This is a genomic window from Streptomyces sp. NPDC025273, assembly GCF_040638585.1.
Taxonomy (GTDB): Bacteria; Actinomycetota; Actinomycetes; order Streptomycetales; family Streptomycetaceae; genus Streptomyces; species Streptomyces cinereorectus.
The window spans coordinates 16359-40544 of record NZ_JBEZYP010000002.1 but is presented as its reverse complement, the minus strand read 5'-3'; the positions used below and the strand labels follow the sequence as shown (position 1 = coordinate 40544).

Below are 24186 nucleotides of genomic sequence, written 5' to 3'. Positions count from 1 at the left end.
GCCGTGAGTCAGCTGGTGAGCCAGGAGCGGAGGCGCTCCTCGCAGTGCGTGATCCGGTCGACCGCCACGTGCTCGTCCCGCTTGTGGGCGAACAGCGCGTCCCCGGGCCCGTAGTTCACCGCGGGGATGCCGAGGGCGCCGAAGCGGGACACGTCCGTCCAGCCGAACTTGGGCTGGGCCGTGCCGCCGACCGCTTCCATGAACGCCTCGGCCGCCGGGTGCGAGAGTCCGGGCATCGCCGCTCCGGAGTGGTCGTCGATCGTGAAGCCGGCGACGCCGCAGTCCGCGAAGACCTCGCGGACGTGCGCCTCGGCCTCCTCGGCCGAGCGGTCGGGGGCGTACCGGTAGTTGACCACCACCGTGCAGGCGTCGGGGATGACGTTGGTGGCGACGCCGCCCTCGATGCCGACGGCGTTGAGGCCCTCGTGGTATTCGAGCCCGTCGATGACCGGCCGGCGCGGTTCGTACGCGGCCAGCCTGGCCAGCACCGGGGCGGCGGCGTGGATCGCGTTGGATCCCATCCAGCTGCGCGCGGAGTGCGCCCGCTCGCCGTCCAGCCGCAGGTGGACCCGGAGCGTGCCCTGGCAGCCGCCCTCGACCTGGGCGTCGGAGGGCTCCAGGAGCACCGCGAAGTCCCCGTCCAGCCAGTCGGGGTGCGCTTCGGCCACCTGCCCGAGTCCGTTGAGGTGGGCGGCGACCTCCTCGTTGTCGTAGAAGAGGAACGTGAGGTCGCGGTTGGGCTCCGGCACCGTCGCCGCGATCCGCAGCTGAACGGCGACCCCCGACTTCATGTCGGAGGTTCCGCACCCCCAGAGCACGCCGTTCCCGTCGAGGCGGGAGGGCACGTTGTCCGCGATCGGCACGGTGTCGATGTGTCCGGCCAGCACGACGCGCTCGGCACGGCCCAGCCGCGTCCTGGCCACGATGTTGTTGCCGTACCGCTCCACGGTCAGGTGCGGCAGCGGGCGCAGGGCCGCCTCGATCGCGTCGGCGAGGTCCTTCTCCTGCCCGCTGACCGACGGAAGGTCGACGAGCCGAGCCGTGAGTTCCGGTCCGTCCAGGGCGAGGTCAAGCGTGTGTCCGTCCATGGCCACGACCCTAAGGGACTTCGGTCTCGGTCCCGCTCGTACCCTCCAGTACGGTGGGCCCCGTGCCCCGGACCGCCGCTTCCTCCCGTCGCAGCCGCCTCTCCCGATTCGCGGCCGCCTTCGTCGTGCTCGTCGCCCTGGCCGGCTATGTGGCCGTGCAGTACGTCTCCGGTCACCAGGGGGCGCCGCGCTGCACCGTGCGCGCCGCGGACGGGGGCGAGGGGCGTTCGTACGAGATGAGCCCCGAGATGGCCGCGAACGCCGCGACGATCTCCGCCGTGGGCACCACCCGCGGGATGCCGGAGCGCGCGGTGACCATCGCGCTGGCGACCGCGCTGCAGGAGTCCTCGCTGCGCAACATCGACCACGGCGACCGGGACTCGCTCGGGCTCTTCCAGCAGCGTCCCTCGCAGGGCTGGGGGACGCCGGAGCAGATCCTGGATCCGGTCTACGCCTCCGGGGAGTTCTACGAGCACCTGGCCGAGGTGCCGGGCTACTCGCGGCTGCCGCTCACCGAGGCGGCGCAGCGGGTGCAGAAGAGCGGGTTCCCGCAGGCGTACGCCAAGCACGAGCCGGACGCCGCACTGCTGTCGGCCGCGCTGACCGGCCGCGCTCCCGCCTCGCTGACCTGCTCGCTGCCGGCGGAGACCGTCTCCGGCCCGGGTGACGCGGCCGAGGTGCGGGCCGATCTGGTGCGCGCCTTCGGGAAGGACGTCCTGCCGGCCGCCGGTTCGGCGGGCCCCTCCGCGGCGGGCTCCGTGGCGGTACCCGTGGGGCCGGACGCGAAGGCCGACGGCGAGGCGCCCCGGCGTGGCTGGGAACTGGCCCACTGGGCGGTCGCCCGGGCCGGCACCCTGCGGATCGACGAGGTGTCGTACGCCGGCCGGATCTGGACCGCCGATACGGGCTGGCGGACGGAACGTAAGGAATCGGGCATGACAGCGGTCAGAATGCGACTCGCTCAGTAGTACGGGCAGTCATCCGTACGGGCCGTCCGGCCTCCCCGGGATCCTCACCCGCACCGCCGCTTCCCCGCCGCTGCGTGGCACCCTGATTTCCGTACTAGCAAAGGGAAGTGACGGTTCATCAGGTGACTGCCGACGGCCTCGTCCAACCGGGTTCCTCCATTGCGGATCATATGACGCATTACCCAGTCTTTACCTCGGTGCCCCGCAACCTTCCCCGCCCCCGGACCGGTTGTTCAGTGCGTCCGATCACCGGACAGGCAGTGTCCGCCTCTGCCGAGAACCGCTGAAGTCCCGTCGAAGGAGCATCATGTCCCTCCCCCTGACCCGTCGGATCGCCCGTGCCGCGCTGCTGATCGCCGCAGGTGCGGCACCCGTGGTCGGCGCGGCCGGTGCCGCAGGTGCCGCGGGGCTCCCGCAGACCCCGGCCCTCGGCGGCCTGACCTCGCTCGACGGCGCCGGCACCACGCTCGACGGCGCCGCGAAGCAGGGTGCCGCGGCCGCGAACGAGACCGGGGGCAAGATCGTCGGCACGACCCTCCCGGTCGCCGGTGAGACCGTCGAGAAGGCCGGGACGGTCGCGGACGGCGAGCTGGCGGCCGACACCCTGTCGACCGGCGGGCTGCCCACCGAGGGCCTCCCCACCGGCGGCCTGCCGATCGGCTGATTCACCTGCACACGCGCGAAGGGGCCTCGGGAGTGCGCACTCCCGAGGCCCCTCGGCGCATCGCCACCGGGCCTGGCTAGGACAGCCGCTCGACCGCCGCGTCCACCCGCTCGTCCGTCGCCGTCAGCGCGACCCGTACGAAGTGCGCACCGGCAGGTCCGTAGAAGTCGCCCGGCGCCACGAGGATGCCGAGCTCCGCCAGGTACGCCACGGTCTCCCAGCACGGCTCCTCGCGCGTGGCCCACAGGTACAGGCTCGCCTCGCTGTGCTCGATCCGGAAGCCGTGGGCCTCCAGCGCCGCCCGCAGCACCCTTCGCCGCCGCTCGTAGCGCGCCCGCTGCTCCGCCACGTGTGCGTCGTCGCCCAGCGCCGCGACCGTCGCCGCCTGGACCGGGGCCGGCGTCATCATCCCGCCGTGCTTGCGGATCAGGAGCAGTTCGCCCAGCACGGCCGCGTCGCCCGCGACGAAGGCCGCGCGGTAGCCGGCGAGGTTGGAACGCTTGGAGAGCGAGTGGACGGCGACGACGCCCTCGTACGCGCCACCGCAGACGTCCGCGTGCAGCACGGAGACGGGTTCGGCCTCCCAGCCCAGCTCCAGGTAGCACTCGTCACTGAAGACCAGCACCTCGTGCTCGCGCGCCCAGGCGACGATCCGGGCCAGCTCCTCCTTCGGCAGGACGCGGCCCGTCGGGTTGGACGGGGAGTTGAGCCAGAGCAGCTTCAGGCCCTCCGGGTCCAGCTCGGTCGGGTCGTCGTAGACGACGGGTTCGGCACCGCAGAGCCGCGCGCCGACCTCGTACGTCGGGTAGGCGAGCCGCGGGTAGGCCACCCGGTCGCCCGCGCCGAGGCCCAGCTGGGTCGGCAGCCAGGCCACCAGCTCCTTGGAGCCGACGACCGGCAGGACGTTCTCGTGGGCCACGCCGACCGCGCCGAGCCTGCGCTCCACCCAGCCGGTCAGGGCGTCGCGCAGGGCCACGGTCCCCCACACCGTCGGATAGCCGGGGCTGTCGGCGGCGGCGATCAGTGCCCGCTGGATCAGCTCGGGCACCGGGTCGACGGGCGTCCCGACCGACAGGTCCACGATGCCGTCCGGGTGGGCAGCGGCCGTCGACGTGTAGGGCGCGAGCTTGTCCCAGGGGAAGACCGGGAGGCGGGAGGAGACGGGGGCTGCTGCGGACACGGAACTCTGCTTTCTCGTACGGGCTTTCGCGTACGGCGTACGGGGCTTTCACGTACGTGGACGTGACTGCCGGGAAACACCTCGGTCCCGCACGGTGACGAGCCGTACGGGACCGGGCGGCGCTCGCGGAGCCGCTGCTACTGGTTCTGCGGCGGAAGCGCGGCGATGAACGCGTGGTCGCGCTCGATGAGACCCAGCTTGGAGGCGCCGCCCGGCGAACCGAGATCGTCGAAGAACTCGACGTTGGCCTTGTAGTAGTCCTTCCACTCCTCCGGGGTGTCGTCCTCGTAGAAGATGGCCTCGACCGGACAGACCGGCTCACAGGCTCCGCAGTCGACGCACTCGTCCGGATGGATGTACAAGGACCGGGAGCCCTCGTAGATACAGTCGACGGGGCACTCTTCGATGCAGGCCTTGTCCTTCACGTCGACACAAGGCTGCGCGATGACGTAGGTCACGCTGTCGTTCCTCCTCGGTAGGGCGTTGGCTCTCGCGCGGGAGCGCGGCGTCGTCGATGCCCGCACCTAGTATCTCCGTTCCGGGGCACGATCCGAACAGGAGGGGCACACAGAGCTGTGGAATTCACCATCGGCGGACGACTCGAGGTTCGCATGACACCCGCTGACGTGGGTAAACGCGTATCGGTGCGGCGCGTCGCCGATGCCCCTGGCGAGGGGGCGAAGTTCACCGACACGGTAGGGGTTCTCACATCGTGGGACGACGGCGTGCTGTCGATCACGCCGAAGAGCGGGGACGGCGTCCGCATCGCGGAATCCTCGTTGGTGGCGGGCAAGGTCGTACCCCCCGCCCCGCCCCGCCGCCGCGGCCCCTCTGCCTCCTTCGAGGAACTCACCCGGGTCGCCGCGCGGGCCTGGCAGCCGGTGGAGAGCGAGCCGTTGGGCGAGTGGCGGCTGCGCGCCGCCGGGGGGTTCACCCGCCGCGCCAACTCCGCACTCCCGCTCGGCGATCCGGGGCTGCCGCTCGGCGCGGCCCTGGAGCGCGTCCAGCAGTGGTACGGGGAGCGGGGCCTGCCCGCGTACGTGCAGACCGGCACCGGCGCCGAGGGCACGCAGGAGCGGCTCTGCGCGGACCTGGAGGAGCACGGGTGGCGGCGCGAGGTGTCGGCCGAGATGCGGATCGCGGCGCTGGCCCCGGTCGGTGACCTGGACGCGGACGTCCCGGCGGTGCGCCTGGCCCGTGCGACGGACGAGGCCTGGCTCTCCCGCTACCAGCGCTTCGACACACCGGGCCCCCATGTGCTGCGGGTGCTGGGCAGCGGCCCGTCGGTCTGGTTCGCCTCCGTGCCCGGCGACGCCGGCGGCGAGGACGCGGGCGGCGGGGTGCCCGCCGCGATCGGGCGCTGCGTGGTGGACGGCCGCTGGGCGGGGTTCATGGCCGTCGAGGTGGGCCCCGGGTACCGGCGCCGCGGCCTCGCCACGGCCGTGATGACGGCGCTGGCCCGCAAGGCCCTGGACGAGGGCGCGTCGGCTGCCTGGCTCCAGGTGGAGGCGGACAATGAAGGAGCACGTGCGCTGTACGACGGCATGGGCTTCGCCACTCACCACCGGTACCACCACTTCCGCTCCGCGTAGCGGGAACAGCAGCAGAGGGTATGTGTCGCAGATGAGCGTTCCAGATTCCGGCACGGCCGAACGCCGGCGGCGGTTCGCCGACGAGGCGCGCGCCGAGCGGCCGGATCTCGCGCTCCTCTGCCTGCTGGTGGGCGCGGAGGCGGGGGAGGCCGCGCCCGGCCCGGCCGCCGACCCGTACGGGATCGACGCGGCGGAGATCGAGCTCGACCGGCTGGCCGGACTTCTCCCGTACGGGACCCGCAGCGGCCGCGCCTGGGCTTCCGCGCTCGCGGAACTGCTCGGTGAACGCTGCGGTTTCGCGGGTTCCTCCGCCGACTACCAACGACTGGACGCCTCCCTGCTCCAGCAGGTGCTCCGGCGCCGCCGGGGGCTGCCGATCCTGCTCTCCGTGGTGTGGATCGAGGTCGCACGGCGGGCGGGCGCCCCCGTGTACGGGCTGGCCCTGCCCGGTCACTACGTGGTCGGCTTCGGCGATCCGGCGGAGCGGGTGCTGGCCGACCCGTTCGCCGGGGGTTCCCCGCTGAGCGGCGAGGAAGCGGAGCTGATGGTGGTGACGGCGACCGGGGCACGACTGGAGCCGTCCATGACGGTGCCCGCCAGACCGCTGGAGACGGTGCTGCGGATCCTGAACAACATCAGGGCCTGGGCGGCGGCCCGGCCCGAGCGCACGGACGTGGCGCTGTGGGCGCTCGAACTCTCGCTGCTGCTCCCCTCGCACCCGGCCAGGCTCCGCTACGAGCGGGCCCAGCTCCTCGTCCAGCGCGGGGAGTTCCTGCGCGGCGCGGCGGAGATGGAGGAGTACGCGGAGGTCGTCGACGGCATCGAGCCGACGGCGGCCGAGGCCATCCGCCACCGCGCCCGGGCCGCCCGGGCGCTGCTCAACTGAGAGCGGGGCAGCCCGGTCATCGACCGTGCGCGTGCCAACCAGCCCTTGCACCGGAGCGATCGGGCCCTGCGGGGCGGTTCGGGTCGCTCATGACCTCCCGCAGTGACCGCCGCGTGCGGGGCACGACGCCGCCGCCCCCGTCCGAGGTCCGGACGGGGGCGGTCGTACGGTCACGGAGCGGCCGGTCAGCCCTCGCCGCCCAGGTCGATCGCGACGGTCCGCTCGGCGGGGGTCTTGCCGAGCAGCGCGGTCTGCATCGCGTGGGCGACGTCATCGGCGCTGACCTGGTGCTGCGTGCCGTCGCCCTTGGTGATCATGATGCCGTCGAAGACGCCGTCGAGCAGGGTGTCGATCGCCTTCTTGTCATAGACCTCGACCAGCCTGCCGTCGACCGGCTTCATGGACAGGATCTGCGGCAGTGACCTCGCCGGGCCGAAGTCGATCTCCTTGGGCCCGGCCTTGATCGTGATCAGCCCGGACATCGCCGGCTCGGCGAACTCCTTCATCGCCCGGTCCAGTTCGGCCTGGTCGATGGTGGGCTCGGTCTCGGCGACGGGCAGTTCGACCACGGCCGGCTCGCCCGTCTGGACCTGCGCACGGTAGGCGTCGCGTACGGAGATGATCGACCGGTTGACGTCCAGCGCCTTGCCGGTCTTGCCGGGCACGGGCACCGCCTTGTCGGGCTCGAACCTGATCGTGCCGTCGTCGGCGGATCCGGAGATGCCCGCCAGGTCGGTCAGGGCGACGCCGAGCTTCTCCTCGTCGACCGGGATCACCGGGTCGGCGGGGCGGGCCCCGCCGAACAGGGAGCCGATCACGGAGACCGGGTTGTAGTCGCTGCCCGCGGCACCGCGGACGGTCTCCTGGCTGTCCAGGGTCAGACCGGCCTTGTCCGGGGAGAGCTTCTCCTCCTTGCCGTCCACGGACAGCCGCAGGGGTGCCTGGGCGCGCTTGCCGAGGGCGGCCTCCAGCTTGCCGACGGCCTCCTCCTTCGTGCCGCCGCCGATGTCGACGCCGAGGACGGTGGTGCCCTTGGGGACCTCGGAGTGGTTCATCAGGAGTCCGGCGCCGTAGGCGATGCCGAGCAGCACGAAGACACCGGCGCTCAGGAGGACCAGCTTGGAGCGGCCCTTCTTGGCGGGCGGTGCGGGCTTCGGCGCCGACCGCGTGGCGGGGGCGGACGCCGGGCCCGCCGGTCCGCTGCCCATCGGGCCGTCGAGCGGGCCCGCCCCCAGGTCGGCGCGCGGGCCGCCGGGGGCACCGGGGCCGCCGGGGAACGGCGAGCGGGACTCCGGCGGGATGACGGGGATGCCGCTGGTGAGGGTGTCGCCGGAGACATTGCCGCCGGGGCCCGGTGCGGGGGCCCCGGACTGCGGCGTCAGGATCGCCGTGTCGTCGGACAGCCGCGGCGGTACGCCCAGGGGGCCCGCGGGACCGCCGGGCCGGGGGCCGGACGACGGCCCACCGGGTGCGGAGGGACCGCCCAGGCCGTCGAGGTCCGGCGTCAGGGGCGAACTCCCGGGGACCGGGCCCGTGGTGGGCCCGGAAGGGCCGGGCGTACGGACGCCGAGGTTCGGCGTGCTGCGCGGACCTCCGGGACCGTCCGCCCCGAACTCGTCGAGGGCGCTCCGGTCGCCGGACTGCTGCGGGCCGTCGGCGAAGTACGGCAGGTCCGCGCGGGGCGGTGCCGGCGCGGGGCCCGGACCGCCGCCCGGACCACCGCCCGTGGCGGGCGGACCGGAAGGGGTGGCCGCACCCGCGGCACCGGCCGGCGGGCTCTTGCGCGGCGCGAACCAGTCGCTGCCGCTCTTCTCCCTGGCCGGCCTGTCGCCGGAGGCCTCGGCCGCCGGGCCGCCGTCCCGCGCGTCCGGACGGGATCCGCCGCGCTCACCGGCACCGGGCGCTCGGCCGGAGGACGGCGCGGGCGCGCCGGGCCTCGGGGTACTTCCGGTGCGTTCGGCGTCCGGACGGCCGCCGGGTGCGTCGGTGTCACTCATCGGCGTACGCATGACGACAGGCGGGATCGGACGCGAACCCGGGATGTTGATCCGGATGCGCGTCGTCAGCGTCGTCTCGGTTCTGGGCTCCTCGGGCTGAGGCGGACCCGCAGGCTCCGGAGTCCCCTCCTGCCCGTCCTGAGACGGGTGCGGCGACGGATACTGGCGTGATCCGTACGGCGGCGTACCCGATGGGTACGCGGCTCCGCCGCGCCCCTGGGGCCCGGAGGACGAACTGTCAGTTTCACGACTCAAAGCAGGTTCTCCCGATTGGCTCCGCCGCCCGTACTTCCCCCATGCCGCAGGCCAGGGGACGGCTCGGCGCGCGCACCACCATACTTGCCGCCGCCGCGCGACTCTGCGCGCCCGCGGGGAACAAGGATGCACCCATCCCTCCCCAGGAGGGCAATCCGGGAGCGGACATAGCACATCATGTGCCCGGTCGGCCGCGGTCCATGGCCGGATAAGACAGCCGCGACATGGTGGCACACATCACAGCGACGATCATCCCTCCGAGCATGAAGAGGGTGAGACCGATCTCGTCGCCGAAGACGTAATCACCCTCGGGCCGCCCGCCGAGCAGCACGATGACGGCGATGAACCAGCCCAACGCCGGTGCGAGCGCGCCCAGCTGGGTCCCGGTGAGCACCCGGCCCCCGAGGAACAGCCCGGCCGACGCGGCGAGCGCGAGCAGCAACCCGCCCGGGAACAGGGCCCCTTGGACCAGCGTGCCCGCGATCCCGACGGCCGCTCCCAGCACGGCGAGGCCGATGTGCCCGGCGATACGACGGGCGTTCGGCGGCGCGGCGGGACCGGTGGGTGACGGGCTCCTGGGAGGGGCGTTGGTGCGCGGGGCCCGCGACGAGGCCCGCTGTCTCTGCCTGCCGCTCACGCCTGTGCTCCCGGTGCGTCCGGTACGCCCGCGAAGAGGTCGTGCTCCCGGCGTCCGCCGTCCCCGCCCGCGGACCCCTGCGCCAATTCGTAGTACTCCGTGGTGAGAACGGGCTGCCCCAGGTCGTTCGAAAGAGCGAAGAACGAGCCGTCCACGGCGATCTGGGTGGCGTGCGCCCGCATCGCGGCGGTCTTCGCCGCCGCGTACGCCGAACCGTCGATCTCCGCGGTGATCCGGGCGTCGTCCACGACACCGGGCACGTCGTCGACGGCGGCGATGCCCGGAAAGACGTCCCTGGCCGTGTCCCGCAGGCGGTCGAAGGCCCGTTCGATCACGGAGCGGGGCACCCGGTTCCAGTAGATCTTCGCGACCGCGTGCGGGTCACCCGAGCCGTCGCCGTACGCGGGATCGGCGGCCAGCACGGCCGCACGCATCGCGACGCGGTGCGCCTGGATGTGGTCGGGGTGACCGTAGCCGCCGTCGGGGTCGTACGTGACCAGGACCTGGGGGCGCACCGACCGGATCACCTCGACGAGGTGGCCGGCCGCCTCGTCCAGGTCGGCGTCCCAGAAGGCACCGGGCCGGTGGTTCTGCCCGGTGCCCATCATCCCGGAGTCGCGGTACCGGCCGGGGCCGCCCAGGAAGCGGTGGTCGGTGACCCCGAGCTCCCGCATCGCGGCGGCGAGTTCGCCGACGCGATGGGCGCCCAGGGTGTCGTCCCGGTCCGCGGCGAGGTGCGCCAGGTCCGGTGGGATGACCTCGCCCTCTTCGCCGAGTGTGCACGTCACCAGGGTGACGTGGGCGCCCTCGGCCGCGTACCTGGCCATGGTGGCGCCGTTGTTGATCGACTCGTCGTCGGGGTGCGCGTGCACCAGCAGCAGACGGCGGGCGGGAAGGTCCTTCATGGGACCAGCCTACGAGCCGCGCACCGCGCGGACCGACCGCCCCACGGAAGGGGCGGCGTCCGGGCACCCCGAGCGCGTCCTGGTGCGCCCCGCGCGTGCCCGGGCGCCCGGCCCGCGGGTCAGAACTTGATGCCCCCGATCATGCCTGCCACGTTCGACGTCACCTCCGAGATGGTCGGGGCGATCGACGAGCTCGCGAGATAGAACCCGAGCAACATGCAGACCACCGCGTGTCCGCCCTTCAGTCCGGATTTCCGGATCAGCAGGAAGACGACGATCGCCAGCAGCACCACCGCCGAAATCGAGAGTGCCACGGCGGTTCACCTCCATCAGTACGGTCGGGACGGGCAGCACACATGGAGCCAGCAGGTTCATACCCACCGAGCGCTACGGATCATAACTATCCGTGCCAACGCATTGATCGGGGCACAGCAGCACGAGGGGCGCACGCACCGGGGTCCGAAGGCTAGGTTCAGTGCCATGACCTCGCAGAAGCTGTCTTTCCCGCGCCAGCACGCCCGGACCCAGCGGTTCACTCTCGGCGCACCCCGTGCCTTCGTCGTCTCACCGGATGGGACGCGGGTGGTCTTCCTCCGGTCGGACTCCGGCACGGACCGGACGAACCGGCTACGGGTGCTGGACACACGGACCGGTGAGGAGCGGGTGGCCGCCGATCCCGAGACCCTGCTGGGCGGTTCGGCGGAGAAACTGTCGCCGCAGGAGCGGGCCCGGCGCGAGCGGGTCCGGGACGGTTCGGCCGGCATCGTGGGCTACGCGGTGGACGACGCCGTGGAGTTCGCCGCGTTCGCGCTGTCCGGCAAGGCGTACGTGGCCGAGTTGATGGCCGGCACCGCGCGGGCCCTGCCCGTGCCGGGCCCGGTGATCGACCCGCGCCCCTCCCCCGACGGGCGGCACGTCGCCTACGTCACACGGGGCGCCCTGCGGGTCGTGGGGGCGGAGGGCGACGGGGACCGCCCGGTCGCCGAGCCGGAGGACCCGCACACCTCGTACGGTCTGGCCGAGTTCGTCGCGGCGGAGGAGATGAGCCGCTACCGCGGTTTCTGGTGGTCGCCCGAGTCGGACCGCCTGCTGGTCGCCCGCGTCGACGACAGCGCCGTACAGCGGTGGTGGATCGCCGATCCCGCCCACCCGGGCAGCCGCCCCGCCGAGGTGGGCTACCCGGCCGCGGGAACGGCCAACGCCGAGGTGCGGCTCTTCGTGACGGACCTGGACGGCGGCCGTACCGAGGTCGTCTGGGACCGGACCCGCTTCCCGTATCTGGCCCGGGTGCACTGGTCCTCGCACGGCGCCCCGCTGATTCTGGTGCAGGCCCGCGACCAGCGCAGCCAGCTGCATCTCGCCGTCGACACGGAGAGCGGCGCGACCCGCACGGTGCATGTCGACGAGGACGAGACCTGGCTCGATCTTTTCGCCGGAGTGCCCGCGTGGGCGCCGGACGGGCGGCTGGTGCGGATCGCCGACGAGGGCGGCGCACGGGTGCTCTCGGTCGGCGACCGGCCTCTGACCGGCGCCCAGTTGCACATCCAGTCGGTCCTGGACATCGGGGAGTCGGACATCCTGGTGTCCGCCACGGCGGGCGAGAAGGCGACGGACCCGGAGACCGGTGAGAGCCATGTGTACCGGGTCAACGAGCTGGGCGTGGAGCGGGTCTCCGAAGGCGCGGGCGTGCACTCCGCGGTACGCGCGGGCAGCGTGAGCGTGCTGGTCTCGGCCACCTTGGAGCATCCCGGAACGGTCGCGCGGGTGCTGCGGGACGGCAAGCGGATCGCCACCGTCGCGAACCTCGCCCAGGAACCGGTCCTGACGGCACGGGTGCGGCTGACCGAGGGGGGCGCACGGAGAATTCCGTGCGCCGTGCTGCTCCCCGCGGGCTATATGGAATCAGATGGTCCGCTTCCGGTCCTGATGGATCCGTACGGTGGCCCGCACGGCCGCCGGGTCGTCGCCGCCCACAATCCGCATCTGACCTCCCAGTGGTTCGCCGACCAGGGGTTCGCCGTGGTCGTCGCGGACGGCCGGGGCGCGCCCGGGCGTTCCCCCGGCTGGGAGAAGGCGATCAGGGACGATTTCGCCCTGACCCTCGACGACCAGGTGGACGCCCTGCACGCACTGGCCGAGCGCTTCCCGCTGGATCTCACGAAGGTGGCGATGCGCGGCTGGTCGTACGGCGGCTACCTCTCGGCGCTCGCGGTGCTGCGGCGCCCCGATGTCTTCCACGCGGCCGTCGTGGGCGCCCCGGTGGCCGACTGGCGGCTGTACGACACCCACTACACGGAGCGCTATCTCGGCGACCCCGCGGCGCAGCCCGAGGTGTACGCGTACAACGCCCTGGTGACGGACGAGGGGTTGTCCCAGCCGGCCGACGAGGTGCGGCCCATGATGATCGTCCACGGCCTCGCCGACGACAACGTGGTCGTCGCCCACGCGCTGCGGCTGTCGTCGGCACTGCTGTCGGCGGGGCGGCCGCACGAGGTGCTGCCGCTGAGCGGGGTGACGCACATGACCCCGCAGGAGCAGGTCGCGGAGAATCTGCTGCTGCTCCAGGTGGACTTCCTCAGGCGCTCGCTGGGGCTGCCGCGGGCGTAGGCGCCGTCACCAGCCCGGCGGCGGGGAGGAGGGCGGCGGCGGGCCGGACCGCCCGGGCGGGTACCCGTACCCGGGCGTGGGGGCCGGCGGGTGGCCGTGACCGCCGGTCTGCGGGTAGCCGTACCCCTGGCCCTGCCCGTCGTCGTCCTCCACGCCGTTGCGGGACAGCGCGAGGAGCCCGGCCGCCCCGGCGAAGGCCAGGAAGAACGAGCTGAGCACGAGGAGCTGGTACTCGGCCTCCGGGCCGCCGAAGTCCTCGAGCATGTGGTGGTGGACGGCACGGGCGATTCCGAGGCCCCCCGAGACCAGCACGAATCCGGCCGCGATCACGCCGAACGGCCGGGCGTGGACGGCGTGGAAGAGCGCGGTGAACGCCACCACCAGGCACAGCACCGCGACCGCCACGCTGCTCCAGCCCGGCGGCGGATCGGTCAGCCCCGACCGGACGGCTCCCCCGCCGGTGAACCAGTCGGGGTAGAAGACGGCGGGGAGCGTGACGAACTGGCGGATCTCCCAGGCGATCAGGACGGCCCCCGAGGCGCCGAGCACCAGGAAGGCGACGACCGCGGCACCCCGGCCGGGCCGGGTGGGCCGCGGTTCGTGGGGGCCCACGGGCTGTCTGCGCCCCGCCCCGCCGGTGATGATCAGCGCGAGTGCGGCGGCCAGGGTCACGAAGGCGCCGATCAGTGCGCGGGTGCGCAGCTCGTCGGTGTACTGGCCGTCCCGCCAGGAGGCGCTGATCGTCCAGAGGCCGGGCAGCCGGAGGACGAGCGTGACCACCCCGGCGGCCACCAGCGACGACGCGGCGACCGGGGAACGCAGCGCGGCGAAGAACGTGAGGACGTAGACGGCGAGCAGCACGGGGTCGCCCTGCGAGGTCGCGGGCAGCGCGTCCGGCCGCGCGTCGCTGTAGCCGGCCCAGAAGCGCAGCAGCTCCAGCGGCTCGCCGACCGCCCGGACGTCGCGCACGATCCAGCCCGCGACAACGGCCCCGAGCACGGCGCACAGCACCGCTCCGGTGATTCCGGCTCCCCGTGTGAGTATCACCCGAGCGATACTCCACCGCCCGGTGCCGATGGACAAGAGGCCCTGGGGCCCAGGGCAACGGGAAACCGGCCGGGGCGACGTGATGGACGCCCCGGCCGGTTCACGGCACCCGCACGGCCGTACGCTCATCATGGTGGCGCGTTCGTATATCGGAGCGACGACGGTCAAGTTGCCTGCGCGTTAACGAGGGTGATGCTCTTTCATCCCTCTTTCTCCCCCGAATCGCTCTTCTGTGGGGACGGTGGGGTGTCCTGGGGAGGCGGAGCGTCCGGCGACCGCGGCACGTCCTGCGGCTCGGAGGTCTCCAGCAGTCCCTCGGGCGGCACCACCCGCTTCTCCTCGGCGAAGTGACACGCCGAGTCGTGCCTGGCAGGGGTGTCCGTGTCCCGGAAGACCGCGGGTACGGCCAGGAGCGGCACCTCCAGCTCGCACCGCTCCTGCGCCTTCCAGCAGCGGGTGCGGAAGCGGCAGCCGGACGGGACCGCGGCGGGGGACGGCACGTCGCCGTGCAGGATGATCCGCTCGCGGTACTCACGGGCCGTCGGGTCCGGCACCGGGACGGCGGACAGGAGTGCCTGGGTGTACGGGTGCGTGGGATGGTCGTAGATCTCCTCGTCCGTGCCGATCTCGACGATCCGGCCGAGGTACATCACGCCGACCCGGTCGGAGATGTGCCGGACGATCGACAGGTCGTGCGCGATGAACAGGAAGCTCAGGCTGAATTCGGCCTGCAGCCGGTCCAGCAGGTTGACCACCTGCGCCTGCACCGACACGTCGAGCGCGGAGACCGGTTCGTCCGCCACGATGATCTCGGGATTGAGCGCGAGGCCGCGGGCGATGCCGATGCGCTGGCGCTGACCGCCGGAGAACTGGTGCGGGTACCGGTTGATGTACTCCGGGTTCAGGCCGACGACGTCGAGCAGGTCCTGCACCCTCTGGCGGCGGCTCCCCTTCGGCGCCACCTCGGGGTGGATCTCGTACGGCTCCCCGATGATGTCACCGACCGTCATGCGCGGGTTCAGCGAGGTGTACGGGTCCTGGAACACCATCTGGATGTTGCGGCGCACGGCCTTCAGCGCGCGCCCGGACAGCTTGGTGACGTCCTCGCCCTTGTAGCGGATCGCGCCCCCGGTCGGCGGCTCAAGGTGCACCAGCATCTTCGCGACGGTCGATTTGCCGCAGCCGGACTCCCCCACGATGCCGAGCGTCTCGCCCGCCGCGAGGTCGAAGTCGACGCCGTCGACGGCCTTGACCGCGCCGATCTGCTTCTTGAAGAGGATGCCCCGGGTCAGCGGGTAGTGCTTGACCAGGCCGCGCACCTCCAGGATCGGGTCGCCCTCCGCGTACGGGCGCGCGGGGCCGCTCCCGCGCGCCTCGGAGACGAGGGTGGAGCCCCCGGTGGTGACGTCCTGACGGCTCGGGTCCTCAGTGGGCATCGAGCGTCTCCTTCCAGAAGTGGCAGGCGCTCCGGCGGTTCTCGTCCACGGTGTACAGCGGCGGCACGTCCGTACGGCACACGGCCTGGGCCATCGGGCAGCGGGGGTGGAAGGCGCAGCCGGGCGGGATGTGCAGCAGGTTGGGCGGCAGGCCCTTGATCGCGTAGAGGTCCTGGCCCTTCTGGTCCAGGCGCGGGATCGAGCGGAGGAGTCCCTTGGTGTACGGGTGGGCGGGGGCCCGGTAGATGTCGTGGACGGGTGAGGTCTCGACGATCCGGCCCGCGTACATCACGGCGATCCTGTCGGCCACGTCGGCCACCACGCCGAGGTCGTGCGTGATCAGGATCAGACCCATGTTGAGCTCGCGCTGCAGCTCCGCGAGCAGCTCCATCACCTGGGCCTGGACCGTCACGTCGAGGGCGGTGGTCGGTTCGTCGGCGATGATCAGCGACGGCTCCAGCGCCATCGCCATGGCGATCATGATGCGCTGGCGCATACCGCCGGAGAACTGGTGCGGGAAGTTCCCGACCCGCTCCTTGGCTGCCGGGATGCGCACCCGGTCCATCAGCTCGATGGACCGGGTCCTGGCGTCCTTGCGGGACATCCCCCGGTGCACGACGAACATCTCGCCCAGTTGCTGCCCCACGCTCAGCACCGGGTTCAGCGAGGACAGCGCGTCCTGGAAGATCATGGCCATCTCCTGGCCGCGGATCCTGCGCCGTTCCTCGGTCCTGAGCGTGAGCAGGTCGCGGTCCTTGAAGAGGATCTCGCCCCCGCTGATCTTCCCGGGCGGCATGTCGAGGATGCCCATGATCGCCTGGGCGGTGACCGACTTGCCCGAGCCGGACTCTCCGAGGACGGCGAGCGTCTCCCCCTCGGCGACCGAGTAGTCGACCCCGTTGACGGCCTTGGCCACCCCGTCCCGGGTGTGGAACTCCACATGCAGATCGCGCACTTCGAGCAACATGGCAGCGGGCTCCTCAGCGCAGTTTGGGATCGAGGGCGTCGCGCACCGCGTCGCCGAGCATGATGAAGGCGAGCACCGTGACCGCCAGCGCCCCGGCGGGCCAGAGCAGCATGTGCGGTGCGTTGCGGACGTACTGGGAGGCGGCGGAGATGTCGATGCCCCAGGAGACCGCCGGCGGTTTCAGACCGACGCCGAGGTACGAGAGGGTCGCTTCCAGCGAGATGTACGTACCGAGGGCGATGGTCGCGACGACGATCACGGGGGCGACGGCGTTCGGCGTGATGTGCCGCAGCATCATCCGGGTGTTGGAGGCGCCGAGCGCCCGGGCCGCCTGGACGTAGTCGTTCTGTTTGACGGTGATGACGGAGCCCCGGGCGATGCGGGCGATCTGGGGCCAGCCGAGAAGCACGATGAAGCCGATCACCGGCCAGACGGTGGAGCTGGTGACCACGGACAGGAAGACCAGGCCGCCGAGGACCACCGGGATGCCGAAGAAGACGTCCGTGATGCGGGAGAGCACGGCGTCCCACCTGCCCCCGAAGAAGCCGGCGAGGCCGCCCAGCACGCCGCCGAGCAGGGAGACGCCGAGCGTGGAGCAGACGCCGACGGTGACCGAGGTCCGCGCCCCGTAGACGGTACGGGTGTAGACGTCGCAGCCCTGTCCGTCGAAGCCGAAGGGATGGCCGGGCTGGGAGCCCTCCTGGGCTTTGGCCAGGTCGCAGTCGAGCGGATCCAGGTCCGTGATCAGCGACGGCCAGATCGAGATGACCACGAGGAAGAGGATGATCAGCCCGGAGATGATGAAGACCGGGTTGCCGCGCAGGTCGCGCCAGGCGTCGGACCACAGGCTGCGCGGCTTGCCGGCGGGCCCGGTGCCCTCCGGGCCGCCGGGTGTCTTCTCCAGGGTGGTGCCCTCGTCCACGGCGAGGTCCATGGCACCGCCCGCCCCCGCCCCCGAGATCGCCCCGCCTCCGGTCGCTTCGTCCCACGGCTGCTGCTCAGGCATAGCGGATCCTCGGGTCGAGTACGGCGTACAGGAGGTCGACGATCAGGTTCGCCGCCAGGAAGACGAGGACCAGGACCGTGACGAACCCGACGACGGTCTGGGAGTTCTGCCGCAGGATGCCCTGGTAGAGCTGGTAGCCGACGCCGTGGATGTTGAAGATGCGCTCGGTGACGATCGCCCCGCCCATCAGGGCGCCCACGTCCGTACCGATGAAGGTGATGACGGGGATGAGGGAGTTGCGCAGCAGGTGGCGTACGACCACCCGGCGCCTGGGAAGCCCTTTGGCCACGGCGGTACGGACGTAGTCGGCGCGGGCGTTCTCGGCGATCGAGGTCCGGGTGAGCCGGGTGACGTAGGCCAGTGACACGGAGGCCAGCACGAGTCCGGGGACGATGAGCTCGTCGACCGGCGCCTCCGGTGAGACGGACGGCTTGATGACGCCCCACTCCACGCCGAGGAGGAGCTGGAGGAGCAGGCCGGTGACGAACGTCGGTACGGAGATCACGACCAGGGTCAGGATGAGCACGGTGGTGTCGACGGGCCGGCCGCGGCGCAGGCCGGTGAGGACGCCGAGCGTGATGCCGATGACGATCTCGAACACGATCGCGATGATGGTGAGCCTGATGGTGATGGGGAAGGCGGTGGCCATCAGCTCGGTGACCTCCTGCCCGTTGAACGCGGTGCCGAAGTCGCCGGTGAAGACGTTGCCCATGTAGGTCAGGTACTGCTGCCAGACGGGCTTGTCGAGGCCGAATTCGGCACGCAGCTGGGCGGCGGTCGCGGGGTCGCACTGGCGGTCGCCGCAGAGGCCCGCGATGGGGTCACCCATCACGTTCACCATGAGGAAGATCAGCAGCGTGGTGCCGAAGAAGACGGGGATCATCTGCAGCAGCCGCCGGATCACATAACGTCCCATGAAGGGCTCCGGGGGTCGGGGCGAACGGGCGAACGGCGTGGGTCCCCGTCCGGGGACCGGAAAGCCGGGTGGCCGGTGCGGGTACGTCGCACCTGCCACCCGGCCTCAGTGGGTCACTTGACCTTGATCTGGTCGTACACGGGGACGCTGAACACGTTCAACGCGACGTTCTCGACCCGGTCCGAGAACCCGGCACTGCCGTTCTGGTACCAGAGCGGGATGACCGGCATCTGCGCGGCGAGGACCTTCTCCGCGTCCTGGAAGGTGCTGACGGCTTTGGCCTTGTCCGTTTCGGCGTTGGCCTCGTTCACCAGGGCGTCGAACTCCTTGTTGCTCCACTTGCCGTCGTTGGAAGGGGCGTTGGTGTAGTACAGCGGCTGCAGGAAGTTCTGGATCAGCGGGTAGTCCATCTGCCATCCCGCACGCCAGGCGCCGGTCAGCTTCTGCGTGGAGACCTGGTTGCGGAAGTCGGCGAAGGTGCCGACCGGGCTTCCGACGCAGGCGTTGTTGTCGCCCATGACGCTGTTGATGCTGTTGCAGACGGCGTCGACCCACTCCTTGTGGGAGCCGGTGTCCGCGTTGTACGAGATCTTGAGCTGGCCGCCGGGAATGCCGCCGCCCTCGTCGATCAGCTTCTTGGCCTGCGCCTTGTCGTACTCGCACGAGGAGCCGCAGAGGCCCTCCTTGAAGCCGCCCTCCGCACCGAGGACCGGGGAGGTCCAGTCGGAGGCGGGGGTACGGGTCTTCTGGAAGATCTGATCGGTGATCTGCTCGCGGTTGATCGCCATCGACAGCCCTTGGCGGACCTTGACCGCGTCAGGGGTGTCCCATGCCTTCACGAAGAACGGGAAGGCAAGCGTCTGGATGATGCCGGCGGGGGTGTTGATGTACCGGTCGCCCAGGTCGCCCTCGACGTTCTTGAGCTGGGAGGCGGGCACGTCGTCGACCAGGTCGAGGTTGCCGGCGGTCAGGTCGGTGTAGGCGGTGTTGTTGTCGGTGTAGACCTTGAGGTCGATGCCGCCGTTCTGTGCCTTGTCCGCGCCGGGGTAGTCGTCCCACCTGCGCAGGTTCATCGAGGAGCCCTTGGCGTACGCGTCGATCGTGTACGGGCCGTTTCCGACCGGCTTGGCGAGCCACGCGTCGTGGTCCGAGTAGAAGGTCTCGGGCAGCGGCACGAAGGCCGCGTAGCCGAGGGTGTCGGGCCAGAGCGAGAACTTCTGCGACAGCTTCACCGTGAAGGTCGTGGCGTTGACCACCTTCAGGCCCGAGAGGGTGTCCGCGGTGGCCTTGCCCGTTTCGGGGTGGGCCTTGTCGTAGCCGTCGATGTAGGCGAAGAAATACGCGTTCTTCTGGTTGTTCTTCAGCGCCGCGCCGTAGTTCCAGGCGTCCACGAACGATTTCGCGGTGACCTTCTCGCCGTTGCTGAAGGTCCAGTTGTCCTTGATGGTGATGGTGAAGTTCTGCGAGTCCTCCGATTCGATCTTCTCGGCGATCTCGTTCTTGGCCTCACCGGTCTTGGGGTCGTAGCGCACGAGCCCGCGGAAGACCATGTCCAGCACCTTGCCGCCCTGCACCTCATTGGTGTTCGCGGGCTCCAGCGGGTTCTGCGGGTCGCCCCAGGAGGAGCTCACGATCCCGTCGGCGCCACCACTGTCGCCGCCGCTGTCCCCGCCGCCGCAGGCCGTCGCGGTCAGAGCGACGGCCACGGCGCATGCGGCCCACCTGGCCTGTGTGGCTCCGCGCATGGAGTGCCTCCTTGGGTTCTTGAGTAGCTCAATGCCTCATATCACCTCATATGACACTTCGTCGCATGTTCATGTCCGCCGTACGGGGCGGCCGGAACGCACGAGGACGCCCGGCCCCTCGATGGGGCCGGGCGTCCTCGTCGGGCGGTGTGGCGGTCCTAGACCGCGTGCACGACGTCCTTCTCCTCGGCGAAGTGGCAGGCCGACTCGTGCGCGGCCGGCGTGTCCGAGGCCTTGAAGCGCTCGGGGATCGCCAGCAGCGGCACCTCGGTGGCGCACTTGTCCTGGGCCTTCCAGCACCGCGTCCGGAAGCGGCAGCCCGACGGCGGGTTGGCCGGCGACGGGACGTCGCCGGAGAGGATGATCCGCTCGCGTCCGTCACGGGCGTCCGGGTCGGGGACCGGGACCGCCGACAGCAGCGCCTGGGTGTAGGGGTGCGTCGGGTGGTCGTAGATCTGCGTGTCCGTACCGATCTCGGCCATCTTGCCGAGGTACATGACGCCGACCCGGTCGGAGATGTGCCGGACGATCGACAGGTCGTGCGCGATGAAGAGGTAGGAGAGGTTGAACTCGTCCTGGAGCTTCTCCATCAGGTTGATGACCTGGGCCTGCACGGACACGTCGAGCGCGGAGACCGGCTCGTCGCAGATGATGATCTCCGGGTTGAGCGCGAGGCCGCGGGCGATGCCGATGCGCTGGCGCTGACCGCCGGAGAACTGGTGCGGATACCGGTTGATGTACTCCGGGTTCAGACCCACGACGTCCAGGAGGTCCTGGACCTTGCGGCGCCGCTCACCCTTCGGGGCCACCTCGGGGTGGATCTCGAAGGTCTCCCCGATGATGTCGCCGACCGTCATGCGCGGGTTCAGCGAGGTGTACGGGTCCTGGAACACCATCTGGATGTTGCGGCGCACGGCCTTCAGCGCACGCCCGGACAGCTTGGTGATGTCCTGGCCCTTGTAGAAGACCTCACCGGCGGTGGCCCGCTCCAGCGTCATCAGGAGCTTGGCGACCGTGGACTTGCCACAGCCGGACTCCCCCACGATGCCGAGCGTCTCGCCCTGGTAGAGATCGAACGAGATCCCGTCCACGGCCTTGACCGCGCCGACCTGCTTCTTGAACAGGATGCCCTGGGTCAGCGGGAAGTGCTTGACCAGGTTGCGCACCTGGAGGATCGGCTCCCCCTGCGGGACCGGCGCCTCGATGGCCGCGACGGCCTCGGTCTCGGTGCTCGCGTTGACCGTCGCCACTTCGGTGACGTTCGGGGTGGCGTCCACGGACTCCTTCTCGAGGTCAGCCATGGATCGTCTCCTTCCAGAAGTGGCAGGCGCTGCCGCGGCCGACCAGCTCGGTACCGTCCTGCTCGGTGACCGGGCGAAGCGCCGGGATCTCCGTACGGCAGATGTCCTGCGCCAGCGTGCAGCGCGGGTTGAACGCGCAGCCGGAGGGCACGTGCAGCAGGTTGGGCGGCAGACCCTTGATCGCGTAGAGCTCCTGGCCCTTCTGGTCCAGGCGCGGGATCGACTCCAGCAGACCCTTGGTGTAGGGGTGCGCCGGGCGCTTGTAGATCTCGTGGACCGGGGCGGTCTCGACGATCCGGCCCGCGTACATCACGGCGATCTTGTCGGCCACGTCGGCGACGACACCGAGGTCGTGCGTGATCAGGATCAGGCCCATGTTGAAGTCGCGCTGGAGCTCCGCGAGCAGGTCCATGACCTGCGCCTGGACCGTCACGTCGAGCGCCGTGGTGGGCTCGTCCGCGATGATCAGGTCGGGCTCCAGGGCGAGCGCCATCGCGATCATGATGCGCTGGCGCATACCGCCGGAGAACTGGTGCGGATAGTCGTTGATCCGCTCCTTCGCCGCCGGGATGCGCACGCGGTCCATCAGCGCGATGGCCTTGGCCTTGGCGTCCTTCTTGGAGAGCCCCTGGTGCACCCGGAACATCTCGCCGAGCTGGTAGCCCACGGAGAGCACCGGGTTCAGCGAGGAGAGCGCGTCCTGGAAGATCATGGCGATCTTCTGGCCGCGGATCTGCCGGCGCTCCTCGTTGGACATCTTGAGCATGTCCTGGCCGCGGAAGAGGATCTCGCCCTTCGGGATGCGGCCCGGGGGCATGTCGAGGATGCCCATGATCGCCTGGGCGGTCACGGACTTGCCGGAGCCGGACTCGCCGAGCACGGCGAGGGTCTCGCCCGCGCTGACGCTGTAGTTGACCCCGTTGACGGCCTTGGCGACACCGTCCCGGGTGTGGAACTCCACGTGCAGGTCACGGACTTCGAGCAGCGGACCGCTCGAGTCGTTCGAACCACGCGGAGCAGGAACATCCGCCGTCTTGTCGATGATGGTCATGTACGCCTCCCTCAGCGCAGCTTGGGATCGAGGGCGTTGCGTACCGCATCGCCGAGCATGATGAACGCCAGAACGGTGATCGACACCATGACCGACGGGATGATCAGTACGAAAGCGGCGTTCCGCAGCTGCTCCTGGCCGGAGGAGATGTCGACACCCCACGACACGGTCGGCTCGGCGAGACCGATGCCCAGGAAGGACAGCGTGGCCTCGGCCGAGATGTAGCCGCCGAGCGCGATGGTCGCGACGACGATCACCGGGGCGATCGCGTTGGGCAGGATGTGACGGAGCAGGATGCGGCTGGTCGAGGCGCCGAGCGCCTTGGCAGCCATCACGTAGTCGGCCTGCTTGATCGTCAGGACGGAGCCGCGTGCGACACGGGCGATCGAGGTCCAGCCGAGGAAGGCCAGCGCCAGGATGACGACCCAGATGTGACGCTCCTCGAACGAGGTCAGGACGACCATCGCGCCGAGGATGAAGGGGACGCCGAAGAAGATGTCGGTGACCCGGGAGAGCAGCGTGTCGATCCAGCCGCCGAAGTAACCGGCGAGCATCCCGACCACGGTGCCCAGGATGGTGACCAGGGCGGTGACGACGACGGCGACGGTGATCGAGGCGCGGGCGCCGTAGACGACTCGCGCATAGATCGAGCGGCCCTGGATGTCGTACCCGAACCAGTCCTCCTGGAAGAAGTTCCCCCACTTGGGCTTCTGCAGGTAGTGGTGGGCCAGGTCCGCGTAGCGCGGGTCGGCGCCGGTGAACAGGCCGGGGAAGATCGCCATCACGATGAGGAAGATGATCAGAATCCCGGAGACGACGAACAGCGGGCTGCGCCGCAGGTCGTGCCAGGCGTCCGACCAGAGGCTGCGCGGCTTGCCCACGGGTGCGGCAGCGGCCGGTGCGGCCGTCGCCTCGGCGGGCTGGTCCGCGGCTGTTTTCTTGAGCGTCTCAGGCATAACGGATCCTCGGGTCCAGGACCGCGTAGAGCAGGTCGACGATCAGGCTGGCGGCGAGATACACGATGACGATCAGCGTCACGATGCCGACGACGGTGGCGCCTTCACGGTGCCGGAGCGCGTCGAAGACGGCGGAGCCGACACCCTTGACGTTGAAGATGCCTTCGGTCACGACGGCGCCGCCGAGCAGGGCTCCGAGGTCGGTGCCGAGGAAGGTGACCACGGGGATCATCGAGTTGCGCATCAGGTGGACGCCGATGATGCGGCGTCGGGGGAGCCCCTTGGCCACGGCGGTGCGCATGTAGTCGGAGCGCAGGTTCTCGGCGACCGAGGTGCGGGTCAGTCGTGCGACGTACGCGAGCGAGAGCGACCCGAGGACGACAGCGGGCAGGAACAGTTCGCTCCAGTTCGCCTCGGCGCTCACGTTGGGATCGACCCAGCCGAGCTGGAAGGCGAAGAAGTACTGGCCGAGGAAGCCGAGCACGAACGACGGGACCGAGATGAGCAGGAGCGTCAGGACGAGCAGTCCGCGGTCGCGGAAGGTGTCCGCCTTCAGACCGGCGAAGATACCCATGGAGATACCGACGACGACCGTGAAGATGAAGGCAAACAGGGCCAGCCGGATCGTGATCGGGAACGACTCCGCGATGATGTCGGCCACCGGTCGCTCACTCGCGATCTGGTTGCCGAAGTCGCCCTGGAACAGGTTGACGAGGTAGTTCCAGTACTGGTGCCAGAGCGGCAGGTCGAGACCCAGCTTTTCCTTCATGTTCGCGATCTGCACCGGGTCGACGGTCTGCTCGCCAGCGAGCGCACGCACGGGATCGCCGGGCAGTGCGTACATCATGGAGAAGACCAGCAAGGTTGATCCGAGGAAGACCGGGATCATCTGGAGCAGTCGCCGCGCGACATAACGCCCCATGTTTGCCTCCGATAGGGATAATGCAGCCCAGGGGCCGCTCTCCGGATTCGAAGAGCGGCC

The 24186-nt window shown here is 70.7% G+C and carries 22 protein-coding genes; 5 read left to right on the top strand and 17 right to left on the bottom strand.

Going from position 1 to position 24186, the window contains the following annotated elements; translation table 11 throughout:
• Window positions 1-8: 8 nt before the first annotated feature.
• Complete coding sequence (gene dapE, locus AB0F38_RS05155; RefSeq protein WP_361886893.1) at window positions 9-1088, bottom strand: succinyl-diaminopimelate desuccinylase; 1080 nt, start codon at window positions 1086-1088, stop codon at window positions 9-11.
• A gap of 62 nt (window positions 1089-1150) precedes the next feature.
• Here dapE and AB0F38_RS05150 point away from each other — a divergent pair, with 62 nt between their 5' ends.
• Both AB0F38_RS05150 and AB0F38_RS05145 read left to right on the top strand, forming a co-directional pair.
• Window positions 1151-2056, top strand: a complete 906-nt coding sequence (locus AB0F38_RS05150) for a hypothetical protein (RefSeq protein WP_361886890.1) — start codon at window positions 1151-1153, stop codon at window positions 2054-2056.
• Between the two features lie 307 nt (window positions 2057-2363).
• On the top strand, window positions 2364-2720 hold the full coding sequence (locus AB0F38_RS05145; RefSeq protein WP_361886887.1) for an ATP-binding protein: 357 nt from the start codon (window positions 2364-2366) through the stop codon (window positions 2718-2720).
• 76 nt (window positions 2721-2796) lie between these two features.
• On the opposite strand, the gene dapC is transcribed toward AB0F38_RS05145, so the two are convergent.
• A complete protein-coding gene (gene dapC, locus AB0F38_RS05140) occupies window positions 2797-3900 on the bottom strand; it encodes a succinyldiaminopimelate transaminase (RefSeq protein ID WP_361886884.1) in 1104 nt (367 codons plus the stop codon).
• 137 nt (window positions 3901-4037) lie between these two features.
• The gene (fdxA, locus tag AB0F38_RS05135; protein WP_014154250.1) at window positions 4038-4358 is read right to left on the bottom strand and encodes a ferredoxin; all 321 of its coding nucleotides are present in this window, start codon (window positions 4356-4358) and stop codon (window positions 4038-4040) included.
• Between the two features lie 117 nt (window positions 4359-4475).
• Here fdxA and AB0F38_RS05130 point away from each other — a divergent pair, with 117 nt between their 5' ends.
• Together AB0F38_RS05130 and AB0F38_RS05125 are read left to right on the top strand one after the other, a co-directional pair.
• Window positions 4476-5492, top strand: a complete 1017-nt coding sequence (locus tag AB0F38_RS05130) for a GNAT family N-acetyltransferase (RefSeq protein WP_361886880.1) — start codon at window positions 4476-4478, stop codon at window positions 5490-5492.
• A gap of 31 nt (window positions 5493-5523) precedes the next feature.
• Window positions 5524-6378 carry a transglutaminase-like domain-containing protein gene (locus AB0F38_RS05125; RefSeq protein ID WP_361886877.1) on the top strand — a complete coding sequence of 285 codons (855 nt, stop codon included), beginning with the start codon at window positions 5524-5526 and terminating at the stop codon, window positions 6376-6378.
• A gap of 185 nt (window positions 6379-6563) precedes the next feature.
• On the opposite strand, the gene AB0F38_RS05120 is transcribed toward AB0F38_RS05125, so the two are convergent.
• The 4 genes from AB0F38_RS05120 to AB0F38_RS05105 form a co-directional block, all read right to left on the bottom strand.
• Window positions 6564-8375 carry a hypothetical protein gene (locus AB0F38_RS05120; RefSeq protein ID WP_361886874.1) on the bottom strand — a complete coding sequence of 604 codons (1812 nt, stop codon included), beginning with the start codon at window positions 8373-8375 and terminating at the stop codon, window positions 6564-6566.
• A 430-nt stretch (window positions 8376-8805) separates the two neighbouring features.
• On the bottom strand, window positions 8806-9267 hold the full coding sequence (locus AB0F38_RS05115) for a DUF6113 family protein (protein WP_361886871.1): 462 nt from the start codon (window positions 9265-9267) through the stop codon (window positions 8806-8808).
• A complete protein-coding gene (mshB, locus tag AB0F38_RS05110) occupies window positions 9264-10172 on the bottom strand; it encodes an N-acetyl-1-D-myo-inositol-2-amino-2-deoxy-alpha-D-glucopyranoside deacetylase (RefSeq protein ID WP_361886868.1) in 909 nt (302 codons plus the stop codon). The genes AB0F38_RS05115 and mshB overlap by 4 nt, the downstream gene beginning before the upstream one ends.
• Before the next feature lie 119 nt (window positions 10173-10291).
• A complete protein-coding gene (locus tag AB0F38_RS05105) occupies window positions 10292-10486 on the bottom strand; it encodes a hypothetical protein (protein WP_014154257.1) in 195 nt (64 codons plus the stop codon).
• A gap of 166 nt (window positions 10487-10652) precedes the next feature.
• Here AB0F38_RS05105 and AB0F38_RS05100 point away from each other — a divergent pair, with 166 nt between their 5' ends.
• Entirely contained in the window at window positions 10653-12779 is a 2127-nt protein-coding gene (locus AB0F38_RS05100; protein ID WP_361886865.1) for an alpha/beta fold hydrolase, read from the top strand.
• Window positions 12780-12785: 6 nt separating this feature from the next.
• Here AB0F38_RS05100 and AB0F38_RS05095 read toward each other — a convergent pair whose 3' ends face one another.
• The 10 genes from AB0F38_RS05095 to AB0F38_RS05050 form a co-directional block, all read right to left on the bottom strand.
• Window positions 12786-13826, bottom strand: a complete 1041-nt coding sequence (locus AB0F38_RS05095) for a hypothetical protein (protein WP_361886863.1) — start codon at window positions 13824-13826, stop codon at window positions 12786-12788.
• A 200-nt stretch (window positions 13827-14026) separates the two neighbouring features.
• Complete coding sequence (locus AB0F38_RS05090) at window positions 14027-15262, bottom strand: dipeptide ABC transporter ATP-binding protein (protein WP_361886860.1); 1236 nt, start codon at window positions 15260-15262, stop codon at window positions 14027-14029.
• The gene (locus AB0F38_RS05085; protein WP_361886857.1) at window positions 15252-16229 is read right to left on the bottom strand and encodes an ABC transporter ATP-binding protein; all 978 of its coding nucleotides are present in this window, start codon (window positions 16227-16229) and stop codon (window positions 15252-15254) included. Before AB0F38_RS05085 ends, AB0F38_RS05090 begins: the two co-directional genes overlap by 11 nt.
• Before the next feature lie 13 nt (window positions 16230-16242).
• Window positions 16243-17235: an ABC transporter permease gene (locus AB0F38_RS05080; protein WP_361886854.1), complete on the bottom strand. Its 993-nt coding sequence runs from the start codon at window positions 17233-17235 to the stop codon at window positions 16243-16245.
• Window positions 17228-18151: an ABC transporter permease gene (locus tag AB0F38_RS05075; RefSeq protein ID WP_361886851.1), complete on the bottom strand. Its 924-nt coding sequence runs from the start codon at window positions 18149-18151 to the stop codon at window positions 17228-17230. Before AB0F38_RS05075 ends, AB0F38_RS05080 begins: the two co-directional genes overlap by 8 nt.
• A 113-nt stretch (window positions 18152-18264) precedes the next feature.
• Window positions 18265-19896 carry an ABC transporter substrate-binding protein gene (locus AB0F38_RS05070; RefSeq protein WP_361886848.1) on the bottom strand — a complete coding sequence of 544 codons (1632 nt, stop codon included), beginning with the start codon at window positions 19894-19896 and terminating at the stop codon, window positions 18265-18267.
• Window positions 19897-20054: 158 nt separating this feature from the next.
• On the bottom strand, window positions 20055-21197 hold the full coding sequence (locus AB0F38_RS05065; protein ID WP_361886845.1) for a dipeptide ABC transporter ATP-binding protein: 1143 nt from the start codon (window positions 21195-21197) through the stop codon (window positions 20055-20057).
• Window positions 21190-22248: an ABC transporter ATP-binding protein gene (locus tag AB0F38_RS05060; RefSeq protein ID WP_361886842.1), complete on the bottom strand. Its 1059-nt coding sequence runs from the start codon at window positions 22246-22248 to the stop codon at window positions 21190-21192. Before AB0F38_RS05060 ends, AB0F38_RS05065 begins: the two co-directional genes overlap by 8 nt.
• 11 nt (window positions 22249-22259) lie before the next feature.
• Window positions 22260-23204, bottom strand: coding sequence for an ABC transporter permease (locus AB0F38_RS05055; protein WP_361886839.1), 945 nt, complete (start codon window positions 23202-23204; stop codon window positions 22260-22262).
• The gene (locus AB0F38_RS05050) at window positions 23197-24126 is read right to left on the bottom strand and encodes an ABC transporter permease (protein WP_361886836.1); all 930 of its coding nucleotides are present in this window, start codon (window positions 24124-24126) and stop codon (window positions 23197-23199) included. Before AB0F38_RS05050 ends, AB0F38_RS05055 begins: the two co-directional genes overlap by 8 nt.
• Window positions 24127-24186 lie beyond the last annotated feature (60 nt).

What these genes read in the sequence shown, in the direction of transcription:
- dapE (WP_361886893.1), bottom strand. Translation starts at nt 1,088, where the DNA reads ATGGACGGACACACGCTTGACCTCGCCCTGGACGGACCGGAACTCACG.
- AB0F38_RS05145 (WP_361886887.1), top strand. Translation starts at nt 2,364, where the DNA reads ATGTCCCTCCCCCTGACCCGTCGGATCGCCCGTGCCGCGCTGCTGATC.
- AB0F38_RS05125 (WP_361886877.1), top strand. Translation starts at nt 5,524, where the DNA reads ATGAGCGTTCCAGATTCCGGCACGGCCGAACGCCGGCGGCGGTTCGCC.
- AB0F38_RS05120 (WP_361886874.1), bottom strand. Translation starts at nt 8,375, where the DNA reads ATGAGTGACACCGACGCACCCGGCGGCCGTCCGGACGCCGAACGCACC.
- mshB (WP_361886868.1), bottom strand. Translation starts at nt 10,172, where the DNA reads ATGAAGGACCTTCCCGCCCGCCGTCTGCTGCTGGTGCACGCGCACCCC.
- AB0F38_RS05100 (WP_361886865.1), top strand. Translation starts at nt 10,653, where the DNA reads ATGACCTCGCAGAAGCTGTCTTTCCCGCGCCAGCACGCCCGGACCCAG.
- AB0F38_RS05090 (WP_361886860.1), bottom strand. Translation starts at nt 15,262, where the DNA reads ATGCCCACTGAGGACCCGAGCCGTCAGGACGTCACCACCGGGGGCTCC.
- AB0F38_RS05085 (WP_361886857.1), bottom strand. Translation starts at nt 16,229, where the DNA reads ATGTTGCTCGAAGTGCGCGATCTGCATGTGGAGTTCCACACCCGGGAC.
- AB0F38_RS05080 (WP_361886854.1), bottom strand. Translation starts at nt 17,235, where the DNA reads ATGCCTGAGCAGCAGCCGTGGGACGAAGCGACCGGAGGCGGGGCGATC.
- AB0F38_RS05075 (WP_361886851.1), bottom strand. Translation starts at nt 18,151, where the DNA reads ATGGGACGTTATGTGATCCGGCGGCTGCTGCAGATGATCCCCGTCTTC.
- AB0F38_RS05070 (WP_361886848.1), bottom strand. Translation starts at nt 19,896, where the DNA reads ATGCGCGGAGCCACACAGGCCAGGTGGGCCGCATGCGCCGTGGCCGTC.
- AB0F38_RS05065 (WP_361886845.1), bottom strand. Translation starts at nt 21,197, where the DNA reads ATGGCTGACCTCGAGAAGGAGTCCGTGGACGCCACCCCGAACGTCACC.
- AB0F38_RS05060 (WP_361886842.1), bottom strand. Translation starts at nt 22,248, where the DNA reads ATGACCATCATCGACAAGACGGCGGATGTTCCTGCTCCGCGTGGTTCG.
- AB0F38_RS05055 (WP_361886839.1), bottom strand. Translation starts at nt 23,204, where the DNA reads ATGCCTGAGACGCTCAAGAAAACAGCCGCGGACCAGCCCGCCGAGGCG.
- AB0F38_RS05050 (WP_361886836.1), bottom strand. Translation starts at nt 24,126, where the DNA reads ATGGGGCGTTATGTCGCGCGGCGACTGCTCCAGATGATCCCGGTCTTC.